Here is a 15,838-nt window from a genome sequence, read left to right as displayed (position 1 = left end):
CCGAGCAAGGTCTTTTGGCTTTCACTCCCTTTGGAGTGTCCATTCATTGCACCCCTTGGTATAAGCATCTTGCGGTCAACCGGGTGCTACGTTGTGAACGTTCTCACAATTGGCTTGGTAAGGTTTCGCGTGATTCTGAATTTGGTAAGGCGCCCATCGCGCCAGCTGGACCGCAAGTCTGGCGTCCGGGGTGCCGGCGAGGCTAGTTATGCCGGCTAACCAACTAGATGTGCCGAGTGCGACCAGGGTATTGTTCGGTCCGTTCGAGCTGAACATCGTCGAACGCACGCTCAAAAAGGCGGACGAAGTGATCCCGCTTGGGTCGAGGGCGTTCGACATTCTCGTCACGCTGGTCGACCAGCCCGGCGAGATTGTCGGCAAGAACGCGTTGATTGACCGGGTATGGCCGGACGTGACTGTCGAGGAAGGCAGTCTGCGCGTGCATTTGTCGGCGTTGCGCAAGGCGCTGGGCGAGGGACAGTTCGGTTCCAAATATATCGCGAACGTGCCAGGGCGGGGTTATTCCTTCGTCACGCCCGTCGTCCGCCAGGAAGCCGAAGGCGACAAGGTGAACCCGGTTGCCCGAATTTCAAGCCTCCCGATTGCGTCCGGCGGAATGATCGGACGGGACGAGGTCGTTCATCAGATCCGCACCCGCCTCCGAACCGAGCGATTGATCACGATCGTGGGCACGGGCGGCATCGGCAAGACCACGGTCGCTCTGGCCGTCGGACGTGCTCTGTTGGAGGATTTCTCGGGCGCGGTTCTTTTCCTTGATCTCTCGGTGTTCAGGACCAGGGACCAAGTCGTCACCGCCATAGCGTCCATGATTGGGCTTGTCGCACTGCCGGGTAGACTCGAGGAAGCATTGCTGGAGTTTCTGCGCTCACGAAGGGCGCTTCTGATCCTGGACAGCTGCGAGCACCTCGTCGAGCAGGTCGCGGAGATCGCCGATCGCATATTTCGGTGTGCGCCGGATGTTTGCGTGCTCGCTACCAGCAGGGAGGCGTTGCAGACCGCCGGCGAGCATGTGTTCCGTCTGCAACCCCTGGGCTTTCCTCCCGAGCAATCCGGGCAGACGGTGGAGGAGATTCTTTCCTATCCGGCTGCGCGACTGTTCCTGGAACAGGTCAACGCGCAGGGCGTGGATCTTGTGCTTGGCGCCGATGAGGCCGTCTCTATTGCAGAGATATGCCGCAGGCTCGACGGCATCCCGCTGGCGATCGAGCTTGCCGCCAGGGCGGCCGCAGTCTTTGGTGTGCACGAAACTGCGCGAAGGCTGTTTTCGCGCCTCGACCTGTTGGAGCGCGGTCGGCGAGCAGCAAATCCGTTGAAACTCGGTCGACGAACAGCAAACCCAAGGCATCAAACCCTGCGAGCGACCCTGGACTGGAGTCATGAGATGCTTTCTGAGGTCGAGCGCGCCGTTCTGCGGCGCGTGGCGATCTTCTCAGGGGGCTTCTCGCTAGAAGCTGCGCTGGTAGTGGCGGAATATGAAGTCACGGACGGGTCAGACATAGCGTGCTCGGTAGTAAGTCTTGTCGAGAAGTCGTTGATCGCATCGCGGATGGACCATCAGGGAGTTTCCTATCGGCTGCTTGATACAACGCGCTCCTATGCCCTGGAAAAGCTGATCGCGAGCGGTGAGCACGAAGCGATTGCTACGCGACACGCGATCTACTCGGCCCAATGGCTGGAAGCCAACAAAGTCGACTTCTTTGTGGGTATCCGGAAGGATACGCAGCTGGAGAAGGATTATCTCGGGAATACCCGCGCCGCCCTCGAGTGGAGTTTTGGTCCTGGCGGGAGCGATGCGTTGGCCATCAGGCTGGCCGCGGCTGCCGGGCCGGTGTTTCTGGCCATGCCGCTCATGTCCGAATGTCGGAACTGGATGGAACGAGCGATCGAACAGATGACTCCGGATTGTGATCCGCAGCATCAAATGGAAGTTCACGCATCGCTCGCTTTGTCGCTGATGTTCACTGAAACGAATAGCGAACTGGTTCGCGATGCATTCAACGTCGCGCTAACCTTTGCGCAGCAGCACGAGGATGCCAATCAGGAATTACGACTGCTCAGTGGCCTCACTTTGTATTTTCAGCAGGTTGTCGACGTGCCGGGAATGCGCGACGTTGCCCTTCGCGCCGAGGCTATCGCCAGTAAGACGGGAAAGCCGGAACATGCAGCTGTCGCTGATTGCATGCTTGGACCGGCTTACTACCTTCTCGGTGACCAGCGCCGGGCGCAAAGGCACGTCGAACAGGCGCTGGGTGTCCATCCCGGCGTGCGACGGCTAAACGCGAGCCAGTATATGTTCGACCCGGTTCTTACCCGGTCGAGCTTGTATGGCGTCTTGTTTCGTTCGCTTTGGTTGACCGGCAACCTGGACCGAGCTGTTGATTATGCCAATACAGCAATCGAGGAAGCCGAGCGATCAGATCATCCTATCGCGTTGTTTCGCGTACACGCCCTTGCCGCTTCGCTGTATTTCTGGATCGATGATTTACCGCAGGTCGAGCGTAATCTGGTGAAGATCGAGTTAAACGCTGAGAAGAATTCGTTAGGCCTGTATCGTGCAATCGCCGTGGCGCTGAGGGGAATGTACTTTCTACGCACTGACCGAATTGTAGAAGGAATGGAGCATTTGCGCGATGCTCTGAAGAGACTTGCGATGCAACGGTACAAGATTTTGGTGCCATATTTCGCTGCGGAGTTGGCGGTCTGCCTGGCAAAACAGAATGACCGTGCGGAAGCTCTGGCTCTCTTGGACGAGGCGATCTCCGGCCAGCGCGAAGTCAGGATGCTTATCCACTTGCCAGGACTCTTTCTGGCTAAAGCCTTGGCATTCACCTATGGTGACGCGCCTGATCGTCAGTCGGCTGAAGAATATTTCAAACAATCGATGGCCCTGGCTCGAGAACAATCCGCACTTTCGTACGAATTAAGAGCAGGTTTGGAACTCGCCCAAATCTGGATTCGAGAGGGCAGGGTCCAAAGAGCGCGCGACCTGATCGCGCCTATCTACAGTCGTTTCTCCGAAGGCTTTGAAACTCCGGATCTCGTCCTTGCTCGGGAAATGCTGGATGGTACCGTGACGCGCGCCGGAAAAATGTAAACCGCACGCTCCGGATGCCGGCGATCGCCGGAAAGCTGAAAAACATCACATACGGGGAAGCAATTTCCGCGTCGCGCCGGGTCGCGTGAATGCGGCGAAGAGCCGTGCCGAGAGCCGTGAACCGAGGCGTTTGCCTCACTGACAAACGCGCTTCCTGCCGTCACCGCAGAAGCAGCAGTGCCGGCCATCTTTGAGCATGATCGGCCCCAGTTCAGCAGCACCATACAAGCGCGCTTCTCCCGGAACATGCCAATTCGGGGAATGGGCGCCGACCAAGGCGACCACGCCGCAACGGCCCGGTTTCGGATGAACGCGGAGCAGCATGATGCGCATCAAGACCATAGATGGCGAGTTTGGCCATGCGCGGGACGGGGCTGGCGCAACGCGTATACGCGCACCCGATTCCCGCATGTCCAGGAAGGCACGCGCCGCGGCGCTAGCCGTCGGCTTGATCGGCACCACGATGCTTGCCGGCTGTTCGGAAGGCGTGCTCAGCCCGCAGGGGCCGGTCGCTACCGCCGAACAGCAGATATTGTTCAATTCGCTCGGTATCATGCTGGCGATCGTGATTCCGACGATCATCGCCACGCTCGGCGTCGCCTTCTGGTACCGCGCGTCCAACCGGCGCGCCCGTTACCTGCCCGATTTCGAATATTCCGGCCGTCTCGAGCTGCTCGTATGGGCGATCCCCGCGATGACCGTGCTCCTGGTCGGCGGCGTCGCCTGGGTCGGCTCGCATGAGCTGGATCCGCGCAAGCCGATCGATTCCGCGATCAAGCCCATCAGGGTCCAGGTGGTCTCGCTCGACTGGAAATGGCTGTTCATCTACCCCGACCAGGGCATTGCGAGCGTCAATCAACTGACCGTGCCGGTCGGCACGCCGGTCAGCTTCGAGCTGACCTCCTCCACCGTAATGAACAGCTTCTTCGTGCCGCAACTCGGCAGCCAGATCTACACGATGACGGGGATGGTGACGCGTCTTCACCTCCAGGCCGATCGTGCCGGCAGATACCGGGGGCTGTCGGCCCAGTATAGCGGCGATGGTTTCTCCGACATGCGGTTTGCCGTCGATGCGGTGCCGGCTGCGGCCTTCGCGCAATGGGTGCAGGCTGCGCGCGGCACTGGTCCGGTACTCGACGTGCACACCTATGCCGATCTGGCCAAGCCAAGCGAAGCGGTTGCGCCGTTCACGTACCGCGGCGTCACTCCCGGTCTTTTCAACAACATCCTGAGCCTCACGGCGCAGCCGAGTGATCCTTCGCGGCTTGCCTACCAGGCGTCACATGGGGCGCAGAAATGAACCTGCTCGGTAAGCTCAGCTGGAGTGCGATTCCGTTCGACCAGCCCATCATCATGGGCACCGGGGCCGTCATGGCACTGGCGATCGTCGCGATCCTGTCGTGGATCACGCTGAAGGGCTATGTCCCCTATCTGTGGCGCGAATGGATCACCTCCGTCGACCACAAGCGGATCGGCGTGATGTATTTCATGCTGGCGCTCGTCATGCTGCTGCGCGGCTTCGCCGATGCGATCATGATGCGGACGCAACAGGCGGTCGCCGCCGGCGGCGCCCAAGGGTATCTGCCTCCCGAGCATTTCGACCAGATCTTCTCGGCGCACGGCACGATCATGATCTTCTTCGTGGCGATGCCGTTTGTGATCGGCCTGATGAACTTCATCCTGCCGCTGCAGCTCGGCGTGCGCGACGTCGCCTTCCCGACGCTGAACTCGGTGAGCTTCTGGCTGACGGCGTCGGGTGTCCTGCTGATCAACGTCTCGCTGGTCGTCGGCGAGTTCGCCAAGACCGGCTGGGTCGCGTATCCACCGCTGAGCGAGCTGCAATTCTCGCCTGGTGTCGGCGTCGACTATTATCTCTGGTCATTGCAGATTTCCGGCGTCGGCACGCTGATGACCGGCATTAATTTCGTCACCACCATCCTGAAAATGCGTGCTCCGGGAATGGGCTATATGCGCATGCCGGTCTTTTGCTGGACGGCACTCGCATCCAACCTGCTCATCGTCGCGGCCTTCCCGGTGCTGACCGCCACTTTGGCGATGCTGCTGCTCGACCGGTATCTCGGCTTTCACTTCTTCACGGTCGACGCCGGCGGCAACGCGATGATGTACGTGAACCTGTTCTGGGTCTGGGGGCATCCCGAGGTCTATATCCTGATCCTGCCCGCGTTCGGCGTGTTTTCGGAAGTGGTCGCGACCTTCTCCGGCAAGCCGCTGTTCGGCTATCGCTCGATGGTGGCCGCGACCATGGCGATCTGCGTCCTCTCCTTCCTCGTCTGGCTGCACCACTTCTTCACCATGGGTGCCAGTGCGGCGGTCAACGGCTTCTTCGGCGTCATGACGATGGTCATCGCCGTGCCGACGGGCGTGAAGATCTTCAACTGGCTGTTCACCATGTATGGCGGACGCGTCCGCTTCACGGTGCCGGTCCTCTGGTCGCTGGGCTTCATGGTGACGTTCGTGATCGGCGGCATGACCGGCGTGCTAATGGCCGTACCGCCAGCCGATTTCCAGCTGCACAACAGCCTCTTCCTGATCGCCCATTTCCACAACGTCATCATCGGCGGCGTGGTGTTCGGGGTGATGGCCGGCTACAATTACTGGTTCCCGAAGGCGTTCGGCTTCAAGCTCGACGAGCGCTGGGGCCAGGCATCGTTCTGGTGCTGGCTGATCGGTTTTTATGTCGCCTTCATGCCGCTCTACTGGCTCGGCCTGATGGGCATGACCCGGCGCATGCAGCATTACGACAATCCGGCGTGGCAGCCCTGGCTGGAGGTCGCGGCGATCGGCGCCGGGATCATTCTGCTCGGGATCGTCTGTCAGATCGTGCAGCTGGTCGTCTCGATCCGCAACCGCGAGCAGCTTCGCGTCACCGGCGATCCGTGGAACGGCCGCACGCTCGAATGGTCCACCGCGTCGCCGCCACCGGCCTGGGACTTCGCCGTCCTGCCGCAGGTCGCCGAACGGGACGCATATTGGGTCCGGAAACAACGCGCCGGCGCAGGGCAAGCGCAGCCGGTTCAACCGCCCCGCTACGAGCCGCTCGAAATGCCGAAGAACAGCCCAGTGGGGTTCGTCAACGCCTTCTTCGCGTTCGTCACCGGCTTCGGACTGGTCTGGCATATCTGGTGGATGGCCGGACTGGGACTGATCGGCATCTTCCTGGCGCTCGTCGTCTTCGCCTTCCGCGATGAAGACGAGATCGAAATACCGGTAGAGCGGATTGTTCACTTCGACCAAGCGCACAAGACGGAGGTCGCAATATGAACGCCACCTTCGCTGCAGACGGGATCGGCAGCGTAGCGCTGCCACCCGCGAGCGAAGCCGGCCCTGCGCCCAAGCGCGTCGTCGTCGCCTATGGCTTCTGGATCTTCCTGCTGAGCGACATCGTGATGTTCTCGGCACTCTTTGCCGGCTACGCGGTCTTGCGGCACGCCACCGCGGGTGGGCCGACCGGTGCGGAGCTGTTCAATCAGTCCAACGTCGCCATCGAAACCATCTGTCTCCTGACGTCGAGCTTCACCTGCGGACTGATGGCATTGGCGATCAATGCACGAAGCCGCCTCGGCACCTTTGTCGGCGCCTTGTTCACGTTCGTGCTGGGCGCGGCATTCCTCATGCTCGAGATCCGCGAGTTCGCCGATATGATCGCGCATGGCGCGGGCCCCCAGCGCAGCGCGTTTCTTTCGGCCTTCTTCGCGCTTGTCGGCTGCCACGGACTGCATGTCACGGCCGGGCTGATCTGGCTGGCGGTGATGATGGCACAGGTCAATTCAAAGGGATTCAGCGCGCCCGTGGAGCGTCGGCTCCAGTGCTTTTCGCTCTTCTGGCACGCGCTCGACATCATTTGGGTCGGGCTGTTCACGGTCGTCTATCTGATGGGAGTCACCCAATGAAAACAACAGGTCAGGACCGCGCTCCCGGCGACAGGTCGCCAGCGACCGACGGGCAGGAGCCGAAGCCCTCCGGCGTGCTCGTCTATTCGATCGGGCTGTTTCTCGCGGCGGTCCTCACGGCCACGTCATTCTGGGTGGCCAACACGTCGCTGCTCTGGGCGTCCGGAATTCCGCTCGGCCTGTGCGTCCTCGCGATCGCCCAGATGGGCATTCATCTGGTGTTCTTCCTCCACGTCACCACCGGACCGGACAACACCAACAACGTCATGGCGCTCGCATTCGGCATGCTCATCGTCCTCCTGGTCCTCGCGGGTTCGCTGGTGATCATGGCCGATCTCAACAGCGGGATGATGCCGTCGGAAGAGATCATGAATCTGCAGATGCAACACTGAGCTGCGGGACATGCAGCGTCAGGCCTGGCGTTTCCAGGCTGGCCCCAGAGCAGGACACGAGGTGATTAGCGATGTTGACCGCGACAGATTCCCGCGACAATTCCGCCTTCGGCGATGGTTCGCGAACCATGCGGCCCCGGATCGTGATCGTCGGTGCCGGCTTTGCAGGAGTGGCCGCGGCACGGGCACTCGCGCGATCCGATGCGGAGGTGATCCTGATCGATCGCCGCAATCATCACATCTTCCAGCCCTTGCTCTATCAGGTGGCGACGGCGGTACTCGCATCATCGGAAATCGCGGCGCCGATCCGGCAGCTCGAGGCGAAGCAGGCCAATCTGGACGTGATGCTCGCCGACGTCGTCGACATCGATCCAACTAATCGCACCGTTGATGCCCTTTGTCCCGGAATCGGCTTACGCAAGGTGCGGTTCGATTTTCTCGTGGTTGGTACGGGCACGCGTCCGAGCTATTTCGGGCATGACGAATTTGCGGCCTTTGCGCCCGGTCTCAAGAATCTCTCCGACGCGGAGGTGGTTCGAACAAAGATCCTCAGCGCGTTCGAGATGGCCGAGGCCACCGAAGATGCGAATGAGCGCGCGCGGCAGATGAATTTCGTGCTCGTCGGTGCCGGACCCACCGGCGTCGAACTTGCGGCATCGATCGCGCAGATGGTTCACGTCACGCTGCGAGGAAATTTCAGGCGGATCGACCCAGCGGCCAGCACGATCACCTTGATCGAAGGTGGGGATCGGGTTCTTCCGAGCTTTGCTCCATCCTTGTCGAACCAGGCCGCCAGACGTCTTGCGAAACTCGGCGTGAAGGTGATGACCCGCGTCAAGGTCGATCGCATCGACGAAGACGGCGTGATTGCGGGGGGCGAGAGGATCGCAAGCGCGACTGTGTTGTGGACGGCGGGGGTCGCAGCATCGCCGATCGTCCGGTTGCTTGGCGTCGACACGGATCGGGCGGGCAGGGCGCTGGTCGGGCCCCTCCTCAATTTGCCGGCCGCGCCTAACATATTCGTGGTCGGCGACGCCGCGTCGCTACAGCAGGATGGGCATTCCATACCCGGCGTTGCGCAGGCAGCGATCCAGCAAGGGCGCTATGTCGGGCGCCTCATCTCGGATCGACTCAGAGGACAGGATCCGAAGCGCCCGTTTCGGTACTGGAACAAGGGCAACATGGCCGTTGTCGGCAAGAATTTCGCCATCCTCGAGGCCGGCAGCGTGAGGATGAGTGGTTTCCTCACCTGGTTTATCTGGGCCTTCATCCATGTGATGGCGCTCCCCCAGCTTCAGAACCGCTGGCGGGTTCAATCGCAATGGCTATGGTCGTATCTGACCGGCCAGCGCAGTTCGCGGTTGGTTTCCGAAGCGCCATCGCATGTAGATGCCGTGGCCACGGCCGAGCAAGCCAAGGTATCTTGATCCGGCTGCCGCGAGGACGGCGATTTTCCGATTCTGTGACGCCATTGTTCGGGCGCGACTCTGCGGCGCACCGACGACTTCCTGCCCGGCATTGGCACTGCTCCGCGAGGGGCAGGACGATCACGCGCCTAACCGACACGGTGCCCATCGTCTTCGAAGAAAGAAGCAGACCGCCTGCCCCCGGGGGCGGGGAAGGCGATCTGCTCCGATCCGCAGCGCCCAGAGGAGGGGAAGGTGGGCGCCGGGCGCTCCTCAGTGAGCACGGAGACCATGCCAGGCCGAACCGCGCTATGCTTGGACAGCCCTGCCGATTCTGGGCGTTTCCGCGCGAAACACACATACTCAAATCACGAAGAATCCGGCATTTGGGGTGATGCCGGCTCATTCAGGGGGCCGAACCGAGGCTCCCAGTCGCGAGGGCGAGCGTGGCGGCGCTGGAAAGCGCCTGGCTATAGGCGTCGATCGATGCCGTCTTGGCCGCGAGCAACTGGGTCTGTGCCTCGAGTACAGGGGTGATCGGTCCGACACCGCTGCGATAGGCATCGAGCGCCGCGTCGTAATTGGTCTGCGCGGCGGCCACCAGCGCGGTCGAGGCGTCGACGGCGGCCAGGCTGTTCGCAAGCTGATTGTTGGCGATGACGATCTCGCGCACCGCATCCTGACTGGTACGCGCGAACGAACTGTCCGCGGCCTCCTGGTTGTTCCGCGCCTGGCGCAACAGCGCATCGCGGCGGCCGCCATCGAACAGGGGTATCGTCACGCCGGCAAGGATCGTCGCGCTCGCGCGGCGGCTCGACAGGTTGAAGGTTGGCGATTCGCCGCCAGTCCCGGGGAGCGCCGAGACATCGATGTCGCCGGTCGCATAGGACCCGGTCGTCGCGACGAATATCTTGGGCATGAAGGCCGAGCGTGCGGCGCGGACATTCGCCGCACTGCGCTTCTGGGCGGCATAGGCGGCGAGCATGTCGGGCCGGCGCGCAAGGGCGTCGGTAACGATCTTTTCGATCTCGCCCGCCATAGCCGGCGAGAGCTGGCGATGCTCGGGCTCGGCGATCTGCACGGGGATTAGCGGGGAGACGCCCATTGCGGCGAGCAAAGTGACTCCGCTGTTCTGCGCGGCGCTGCGCGCGGTCACCAGCGCGAGCCGCGCCTGGGCGGTCACCTGAAGCGTCTGGTTGACCTCGATCACCGTGCCCACGCCGCGGCGATAGCGATCCTCGGCTGAGGCTTGCACCGCCTTGGCATTCTCCAGCGACTGCTCCGCGGCGGCGACATGGGCACGCGCTGCGGCATGCGTATAATAAGCGAGGCTGACGTCGTGGATCAGCTTCTGGTGCGCGGCGGTGAACACGATGTTCGAGATGACCGAATCCTGCCGTGCCGCGGCTACCGCTGCCTCGCGTCCGCCGAAATCGAACAACAGCCATTGCAGCGAAACCGCCGCGATCACGCCGTCCGCGTCGCGGTCGCCGTCGATGCCGGCGAGGTTGGAGCGCTGGTCCTGCGTCTGATACCCCCCGACGGCGCTCGTGGTGATGCGCGGAAGATAGGTGCTCTTGGCGATGCCCGCGGCGAGCGCGGCGTTGCGCGCTTCATTCCAGGCGATGCGCGTGGACGGGTTGTTGAGTTCGGCAATATCGATCAGCTCGGCCAGCGTATAGGCGTGATGCGGATCGATCGATGGCGCGGGAAGGACGGCAAGTGCCGGGTTGGCGGGAAGCACATAGCCTTGCGGGGAGGGTGCCGCGCTGGCGGACGCCTTGCCCGGAACGATCTCGCCGATCGCGCTGGTGGCGGGCACCCAGGGCTGGGAAGGGCTGGGCGGCGCCAGATCGAGCGACGAGCGCGCGCAGCCGGCGAGCAGCAATGCACCCGTGAGCCAAGCGCGGCTGCTAAGGGATGGGCCGGGCATTGCCGGGGCTCCTTTCGGGTTGGGGCTGGATCGGGAAGAGCGCCTCGAGCGCGTGCAGATGGCGGTCGAGCATGTCGCGAAAGGCGCGCCCGCGGCGCGACGGGTCCGGCTCGTTCGACGGGGTGGGGTCGCACTGCGCGGGCGCGTCGGGCGACGCGTCGAGCTGGCCGGCGACGCGCTCCAGTCGTCGGGCGACGCTGGCGGCATGTGCGCTGCGACCGTCCGGGCTGGCAACCAGCTCCTGCTCGATCGCGCCGAGCGCGTCGAGCGCTTCGTGTCGGCTGGTGAGCCAGGCATCGTCGTGCCGGATACCGTTCGGCTCGAACGCCGCCAGTCCAAGATCGCGTTCGATCGCGCCCAGCTGGGTGCGCGTTTGCGATGCGATCGTGCGCCGCTCGGCGGGTGCCGACGCGGTCGCGAGCGCGGCGAGGCGATGCAGCAGCACGGCGATCGCGGTGTCGAGCTGTCGTCCCACGCTGACCGGCCAGACCTGGGTGAAGATGAGATAGACAGCCAGGTTGCCGAGCAGGATGCCGACCACGCGGTCTCGCGCGATGTCGAGCTCGAACCCCGGCGACGGGCCCTGGATCAGGCAAAGAAGGAAAGCGAAAGCGATCTGGAAGCCAGTATAGGAGATTTTGGGGCTGCCGGCCGCCACCCATCCGGCGGCCAGCACACCGACAAAGACCACCGCCATCAGCGCGCCGACCGAAGTGAGGTCCGGAAGCACATAGACGATCGCCGCCAGGCCGGCGGCCGCACCAATCAGGCAACCCAGGATGCGCAGCGTGAGCTTCTGGATCGTCTCGCCGACGGTGGTGAGCGACACGATGTAACAGGTGATCAGGCAGGTATGGATGCCGGGCCAGTCGAGCAGCGAATAGAGCAGGTAGCAGAGCATCGCCGCGGCGGTGGTCTTGAGCGCGTAGCGGACATGGTCGGGATTGGTGAAGGCGTCGGTCAGAAAGAAGCCGCCCCCCGCTTCATGCGCCGCGGCAGGTGGGGCGGGCGCCGGCTCCGCGAAACCGGCAATCGCCTCACGCAGCTGCGCGCTGAGATGTGCCGCGCGCGGCGATAATGTTGCGGCGACCTCATGCGGCACCGCGATCTCGACCGGATAGCGGCCGCGGCGCAGGATCGCGGACATTGCTTGGAGTATGTCCGCCATTTCCCGCCGCAGCGGTTGCGGCAGCGCATCGGCGGGCTCGTGATCGATCAGTGCGGCCGTAGCCATGATGGCGAGGATGGAGCGGCTGGCCTGGCGCAGCACAGCGAGATCCGCCGCGGGCGAGGTGCCTTCGAGCCCGGCGAGGTGGAGCAGGCTGTCGATCTCGGCCGTGCCTTCGCGCTCGACCTCGGCGAAATCCTCTCGTTGCGCGGGGCTTGGTCCGGTCAACATCGCCGCGCAGAGCGCAAGCCGCCGGGCCAGAGCGCGCTCGGCGAGGCGGCGCGGAGGCGGGGCAACCAGCAGGTTGACTACCATCGAGACGGCGAACGGCATGCCGACGAGCAGCCAGGCGTAAAAATAACCCCGCGTCGCGATCTCGCCGCCGAACGCGCTGCCGAGCAGATCGAGCGCATAAGCAATGATGAGCGCGATGATGCCGCCCACAGGCCGCAACTTGCTGGCGGAGGCGAGGAACAGCAGCCCGAACGAGATCAGCGTCATGCTGACGACGCGCCAGAAGGGATGGTCGGCCACCGCCTGCGCGACCGGGAAGATAAAGCCAATGATCACCGTCACCAGCAGCAGCATCACGAAGCTGGTGAGGATGCTGCCCATGCGGTCGGGCTTGTTCAGGAAGAAAGCGATGTAGACGGTGAGCGCGATCGCAGGGGTCTGATAGATGAGCGCGAGCAGCGCGGTAAGCGCGCAGATCAGCGCGAGGCGCGCCGCAAAGGCGAGGCGACCGGGAGAGGGCCGCAGCAGCTCGGCCAGCAGCACGTGCGGGTCGAGCGCGCGGGGGCTAGCGGCACGCGCTGCCATGGCGGACCTCGACAACGGCGCTGGCGCCTAGCCGCATCAGCCCCTGGGGCGGATCGCCGAGCCGGATCCGCACGGGAAAGCGCTGCTCGACGCGCACCCAGTTCAGCGAGCGCTGCACATAGGGAAGCGAGCGCGGGAGGTTGACGCGCTCGTCGTCGAGTACGCCCGAGCCGATCCCCTCGACGGTGCCGTGGATCGCATGGGCGCGGTCGAGCATCGAATAGACGGTGGCGCAGTCGCCGATCGCGATATGCTTGAGGCTGGTCTCGCGGAAATTGGCCATCACGAACCATTCGTCCGACTTGATCAGCGTGAACATCGATTGCGACGGGGCGACCATCTCGCCGGTGCTGACGGTCAGGCCCACCACGCGGCCGGGATGGCTGGCGCGTACCACCGTGTCGTCGAGCGCACGCTGGGCGATGGCGAGCGCCGCCTCGCCGGCGCGGATCGTTGCCGCGGAGCTCGCATCGGTGTCGATGGCGGCGCGCGTGCCGGCCTGCTGCTCGCGCGCCTGGCGGAGCGAGGTCGCGGCATCCTGCGCGGCGACGACTGCCTGATCATATTGCTGGCGCGGGATATAGCCTTTCTCGGCGAGCGGGCGGAGGCGCTCGGCCGTCCGCCGCGCCAGGCCGAGATTCTCAGCGGCGCGCGCGATCTGGCTGCCGGCGACCTGGCTCGCGGACTGCTGTGTCGCGATCACCCGGTGCTGCGACTGGTTGGCGGCCCGCGCGACGTCCAGCGCCGATGCGGCCTGGCGGACGGCCAGTTCATAGGGCAGCGGATCGATCTGGAAGAGCAGGTCGCCTTTGCGGACGGTGGCGTTTTCGCTCACGCCAATCCGGATCACGCGTCCGCCGACCGCGGCGGCGACATGTACGACATCGGCGTCGATCGTCGCGTCGTCGGTCGAAGGATAGTCGCGTGACCGTAGCGACAGGACTATGCCGATCGCGATCGCGATCACGATCACGGCCAGCGAAATCAACCGGGCCAGCTTGTTATGGCGCGTTCCGCCCGCTGCCTTCATGTCAGCCTCCGACGCTCACGAGCCAAACGACCGAGGCGACGATCGTCCCCGCGGCGATGCACAGAAACAGCTGGTAGGGCAGCGTCTCTGCCAGCCCGGTTTTCACGAGGAGGATCCGCACGGCGATCGCCGCGAGGATGCCGATCAGTGAAAACAGCATCCAGGCCGGAAAATAGGCGCCGAAAAACACATAGGACGGCGCTCCACTGCAACCTCCCAAGGTGCCGACGAGAGTGAGGGCCGCCGCACCGCGTGCGGCCGCTGGCAAGCAGCGCTCCATCAACGGTGTCGCGTGAGTTCGAGCGAAACGCGCTGATTCTGCGCGCGGCCGGCCGGTGTGCGGTCGTCGGCGATCGGCTGCGTGCCACCGCGCCCCTCAACCTTGATCCGGGTAGAGAAAATGCCACTGGCTTCGAGGATGCGCCGCACCGCCCGGGCGCGCGCCTCGGACAATGCCTGGTCCGCCGCCGCGTCGGCGGAGCGGTCGCTGTGGCCGACCAGCAGGATGTGCACATCGCTGTCGGACTTGAGCATCTGAATCAGGCGCGTCAGCCGGGCCTGAGCTTCGATCGTCGGTTCGGCCGAGCGGCCATCGAACTGGCGTCCACCGAGCTCGAACCGGCCTTGTGGCGCACTCGAGGCAAGCCAGTCGACGATCTCGCGGCCGACCGTGCCGCGCTCGGCGATCAGCGTGGAGCCGCCATGGAGCGCGACGATCGCGGAATTGTCGACACCGGCGTCGGTGGCATTCGCAGCCGGCGTGTCCGTCGCCGAGTTGCACGACGCGGTCATCATTACGAAAAGGCCCAGCAAGACCAGCCGGGCAATGGGATAGGCCGTTTCCATGGTGGCTCTCTCCTGCTTCCGCAGCGGTGGCTGGATACGAATATGACAAGGGCTCGCGACGCCGATTGGAGAAACGGAGCAGCATTTGTCGCTTCATGCCCTACCTGCGATTCTAAAGTGATTTATGCCGTCCAATTTCCACGGTCAGGCGCGATAGTCGTGCCGGTGCCAGCGCGCCCGGTCTTGAACTGCAATGCGGCACGTGTCCGATCGGGCCGGCATCGACGAAACCGTTGCGATGCATGAGCACGGCACGGCCCGTTAAAGCGGGCCGTCCAGTCACGCCGACGGAGGTCTCGTCCAGCGATTGGCGAAATGGGGGGCGTGTGCACCGATGCCTGCGCGCGCGGAGACTGGCCTTGCTAGCCTGGTGCCAAGGACTCTGCTCGCGGCTTCGCTCGCGTAGCGCGCCGCGGCCGGCGCGCTCGCCGCGACGTGGCGGACTACCGCCGTCGCGCGCTCGATCAGTTCCGCTGGCGCGACGATCTCGTCGACCAGTCCGATGTCATAGGCCTCATATGCATCGAGCATCTCGTCTTCGGCGAGCCCTCCCATAATCTCCGACATCCCAAATCGGGCCGTGTCGGTCGCGATCCGGAGCCTGCAGACCATGGCAATCTCGCACCAGCAGCCAAGTGCGACTCCGTTGATCGCGGCAGCGACCGGCTTCCCAAGAACCTCGATCAGGCGGAGCAGCGTTTGCGTCAGGAGGCTCGATTCGGCCGCCGCGAAGCTGTCGTGGTCGAGCGGTCCGTCCAGGTCCGGGCCGATGAGCGTTTCGCCGCCGCCTCCGGAAAGGACGATGCCGCGGATGTCATGGTCGTGGCGTGCGGCCTTGAACGCCCGGCACAACCCGAGCCGCATGCCCGCGTCGATCGCGTTCAGCGCATCGGATCGATTGACGAGGATATGCGCAATATCACCGCGCTTTTCGCAGACCGGATAGCTTAAGCGGTGAATTCTCGAAGCGACGGACATGATCCTTTCTCCTGATGGGAGCAACATGCACGGAAGCTGCATTTCGATCTTGAAGGGTTGTCGCGAGACTTTGCGGTTTGGCGCGGAAAGCCTGGGCTCACGAGAGACTTGCCACGCTCCTGGTCGGCCGCTCTTGAGAACCGTGGCCATGGATCCGACTTCAGAGGCAGGCCGATCCCCTTTCGCGGTCACCGACTTCGGCGGAGGGCAGTGCGCAACTTGACCACGAGTCTCGGCCGG

12 protein-coding genes are annotated in these 15,838 nt (G+C 63.8%); 6 read left to right on the top strand and 6 right to left on the bottom strand.

Going from position 1 to position 15,838, the window contains the following annotated elements; translation table 11 throughout:
* Positions 1-250 precede the first annotated feature (250 nt).
* From IAG41_RS09635 to IAG41_RS09610, 6 genes are all read left to right on the top strand, one after another.
* Entirely contained in the window at positions 251-3,115 is a 2,865-nt protein-coding gene (locus tag IAG41_RS09635; protein ID WP_187728387.1) for an ATP-binding protein, read from the top strand.
* A gap of 409 nt (positions 3,116-3,524) precedes the next feature.
* On the top strand, positions 3,525-4,415 hold the full coding sequence (gene cyoA, locus IAG41_RS09630; protein WP_187728386.1) for a ubiquinol oxidase subunit II: 891 nt from the start codon (positions 3,525-3,527) through the stop codon (positions 4,413-4,415).
* Positions 4,412-6,397, top strand: a complete 1,986-nt coding sequence (gene cyoB / locus IAG41_RS09625; RefSeq protein ID WP_222950605.1) for a cytochrome o ubiquinol oxidase subunit I — start codon at positions 4,412-4,414, stop codon at positions 6,395-6,397. Before cyoA ends, cyoB begins: the two co-directional genes overlap by 4 nt.
* On the top strand, positions 6,394-7,026 hold the full coding sequence (gene cyoC, locus IAG41_RS09620; protein WP_187728385.1) for a cytochrome o ubiquinol oxidase subunit III: 633 nt from the start codon (positions 6,394-6,396) through the stop codon (positions 7,024-7,026). The genes cyoB and cyoC overlap by 4 nt, the downstream gene beginning before the upstream one ends.
* Positions 7,023-7,418 (top strand): cytochrome o ubiquinol/quinol oxidase subunit IV, encoded by a 396-nt coding sequence (locus tag IAG41_RS09615; RefSeq protein ID WP_187728384.1) that lies wholly within the window; start codon positions 7,023-7,025, stop codon positions 7,416-7,418. Before cyoC ends, IAG41_RS09615 begins: the two co-directional genes overlap by 4 nt.
* Before the next feature lie 71 nt (positions 7,419-7,489).
* A complete protein-coding gene (locus IAG41_RS09610; RefSeq protein ID WP_187728383.1) occupies positions 7,490-8,845 on the top strand; it encodes an NAD(P)/FAD-dependent oxidoreductase in 1,356 nt (451 codons plus the stop codon).
* A gap of 385 nt (positions 8,846-9,230) precedes the next feature.
* Here the strand turns inward: IAG41_RS09610 and IAG41_RS09605 are convergent, their stop codons facing one another.
* The 6 genes from IAG41_RS09605 to IAG41_RS09580 all read right to left on the bottom strand — a co-directional run bounded on the left by IAG41_RS09605 (position 9,231) and on the right by IAG41_RS09580 (position 15,748).
* Positions 9,231-10,757, bottom strand: a complete 1,527-nt coding sequence (locus IAG41_RS09605; RefSeq protein WP_187728382.1) for a TolC family protein — start codon at positions 10,755-10,757, stop codon at positions 9,231-9,233.
* Positions 10,738-12,744 carry an FUSC family protein gene (locus IAG41_RS09600; RefSeq protein WP_187728381.1) on the bottom strand — a complete coding sequence of 669 codons (2,007 nt, stop codon included), beginning with the start codon at positions 12,742-12,744 and terminating at the stop codon, positions 10,738-10,740. The genes IAG41_RS09605 and IAG41_RS09600 overlap by 20 nt, the downstream gene beginning before the upstream one ends.
* Positions 12,725-13,774: a multidrug transporter subunit MdtN gene (gene mdtN / locus IAG41_RS09595; protein WP_187728380.1), complete on the bottom strand. Its 1,050-nt coding sequence runs from the start codon at positions 13,772-13,774 to the stop codon at positions 12,725-12,727. The genes IAG41_RS09600 and mdtN overlap by 20 nt, the downstream gene beginning before the upstream one ends.
* Before the next feature lies 1 nt (position 13,775).
* Entirely contained in the window at positions 13,776-14,042 is a 267-nt protein-coding gene (locus IAG41_RS09590; RefSeq protein ID WP_222950604.1) for a hypothetical protein, read from the bottom strand.
* A gap of 11 nt (positions 14,043-14,053) precedes the next feature.
* Positions 14,054-14,620 (bottom strand): OmpA family protein, encoded by a 567-nt coding sequence (locus IAG41_RS09585; protein WP_187728378.1) that lies wholly within the window; start codon positions 14,618-14,620, stop codon positions 14,054-14,056.
* A 279-nt stretch (positions 14,621-14,899) separates the two neighbouring features.
* Positions 14,900-15,748 (bottom strand): enoyl-CoA hydratase/isomerase family protein, encoded by an 849-nt coding sequence (locus tag IAG41_RS09580; RefSeq protein ID WP_187728377.1) that lies wholly within the window; start codon positions 15,746-15,748, stop codon positions 14,900-14,902.
* Positions 15,749-15,838: the final 90 nt, after the last annotated feature.

The organism is Sphingomonas sp. JC676 (genome assembly GCF_014489075.1).
Classification (GTDB): Bacteria; Pseudomonadota; Alphaproteobacteria; order Sphingomonadales; family Sphingomonadaceae; genus Sphingomonas.
Note: the sequence above shows the minus strand (reverse complement) of the source record. Positions and strands in the feature narration are given on the sequence as shown.

Excerpts from the sequence above, each read along its gene's own strand:
- cyoA (WP_187728386.1), top strand. The coding sequence starts at position 3,525 with ATGTCCAGGAAGGCACGCGCCGCGGCGCTAGCCGTCGGCTTGATCGGC.
- cyoB (WP_222950605.1), top strand. The coding sequence starts at position 4,412 with ATGAACCTGCTCGGTAAGCTCAGCTGGAGTGCGATTCCGTTCGACCAG.
- cyoC (WP_187728385.1), top strand. The coding sequence starts at position 6,394 with ATGAACGCCACCTTCGCTGCAGACGGGATCGGCAGCGTAGCGCTGCCA.
- IAG41_RS09615 (WP_187728384.1), top strand. The coding sequence starts at position 7,023 with ATGAAAACAACAGGTCAGGACCGCGCTCCCGGCGACAGGTCGCCAGCG.
- IAG41_RS09610 (WP_187728383.1), top strand. The coding sequence starts at position 7,490 with ATGTTGACCGCGACAGATTCCCGCGACAATTCCGCCTTCGGCGATGGT.
- IAG41_RS09605 (WP_187728382.1), bottom strand. The coding sequence starts at position 10,757 with ATGCCCGGCCCATCCCTTAGCAGCCGCGCTTGGCTCACGGGTGCATTG.
- IAG41_RS09600 (WP_187728381.1), bottom strand. The coding sequence starts at position 12,744 with ATGGCAGCGCGTGCCGCTAGCCCCCGCGCGCTCGACCCGCACGTGCTG.
- mdtN (WP_187728380.1), bottom strand. The coding sequence starts at position 13,774 with ATGAAGGCAGCGGGCGGAACGCGCCATAACAAGCTGGCCCGGTTGATT.
- IAG41_RS09585 (WP_187728378.1), bottom strand. The coding sequence starts at position 14,620 with ATGGAAACGGCCTATCCCATTGCCCGGCTGGTCTTGCTGGGCCTTTTC.
- IAG41_RS09580 (WP_187728377.1), bottom strand. The coding sequence starts at position 15,748 with ATGGCCACGGTTCTCAAGAGCGGCCGACCAGGAGCGTGGCAAGTCTCT.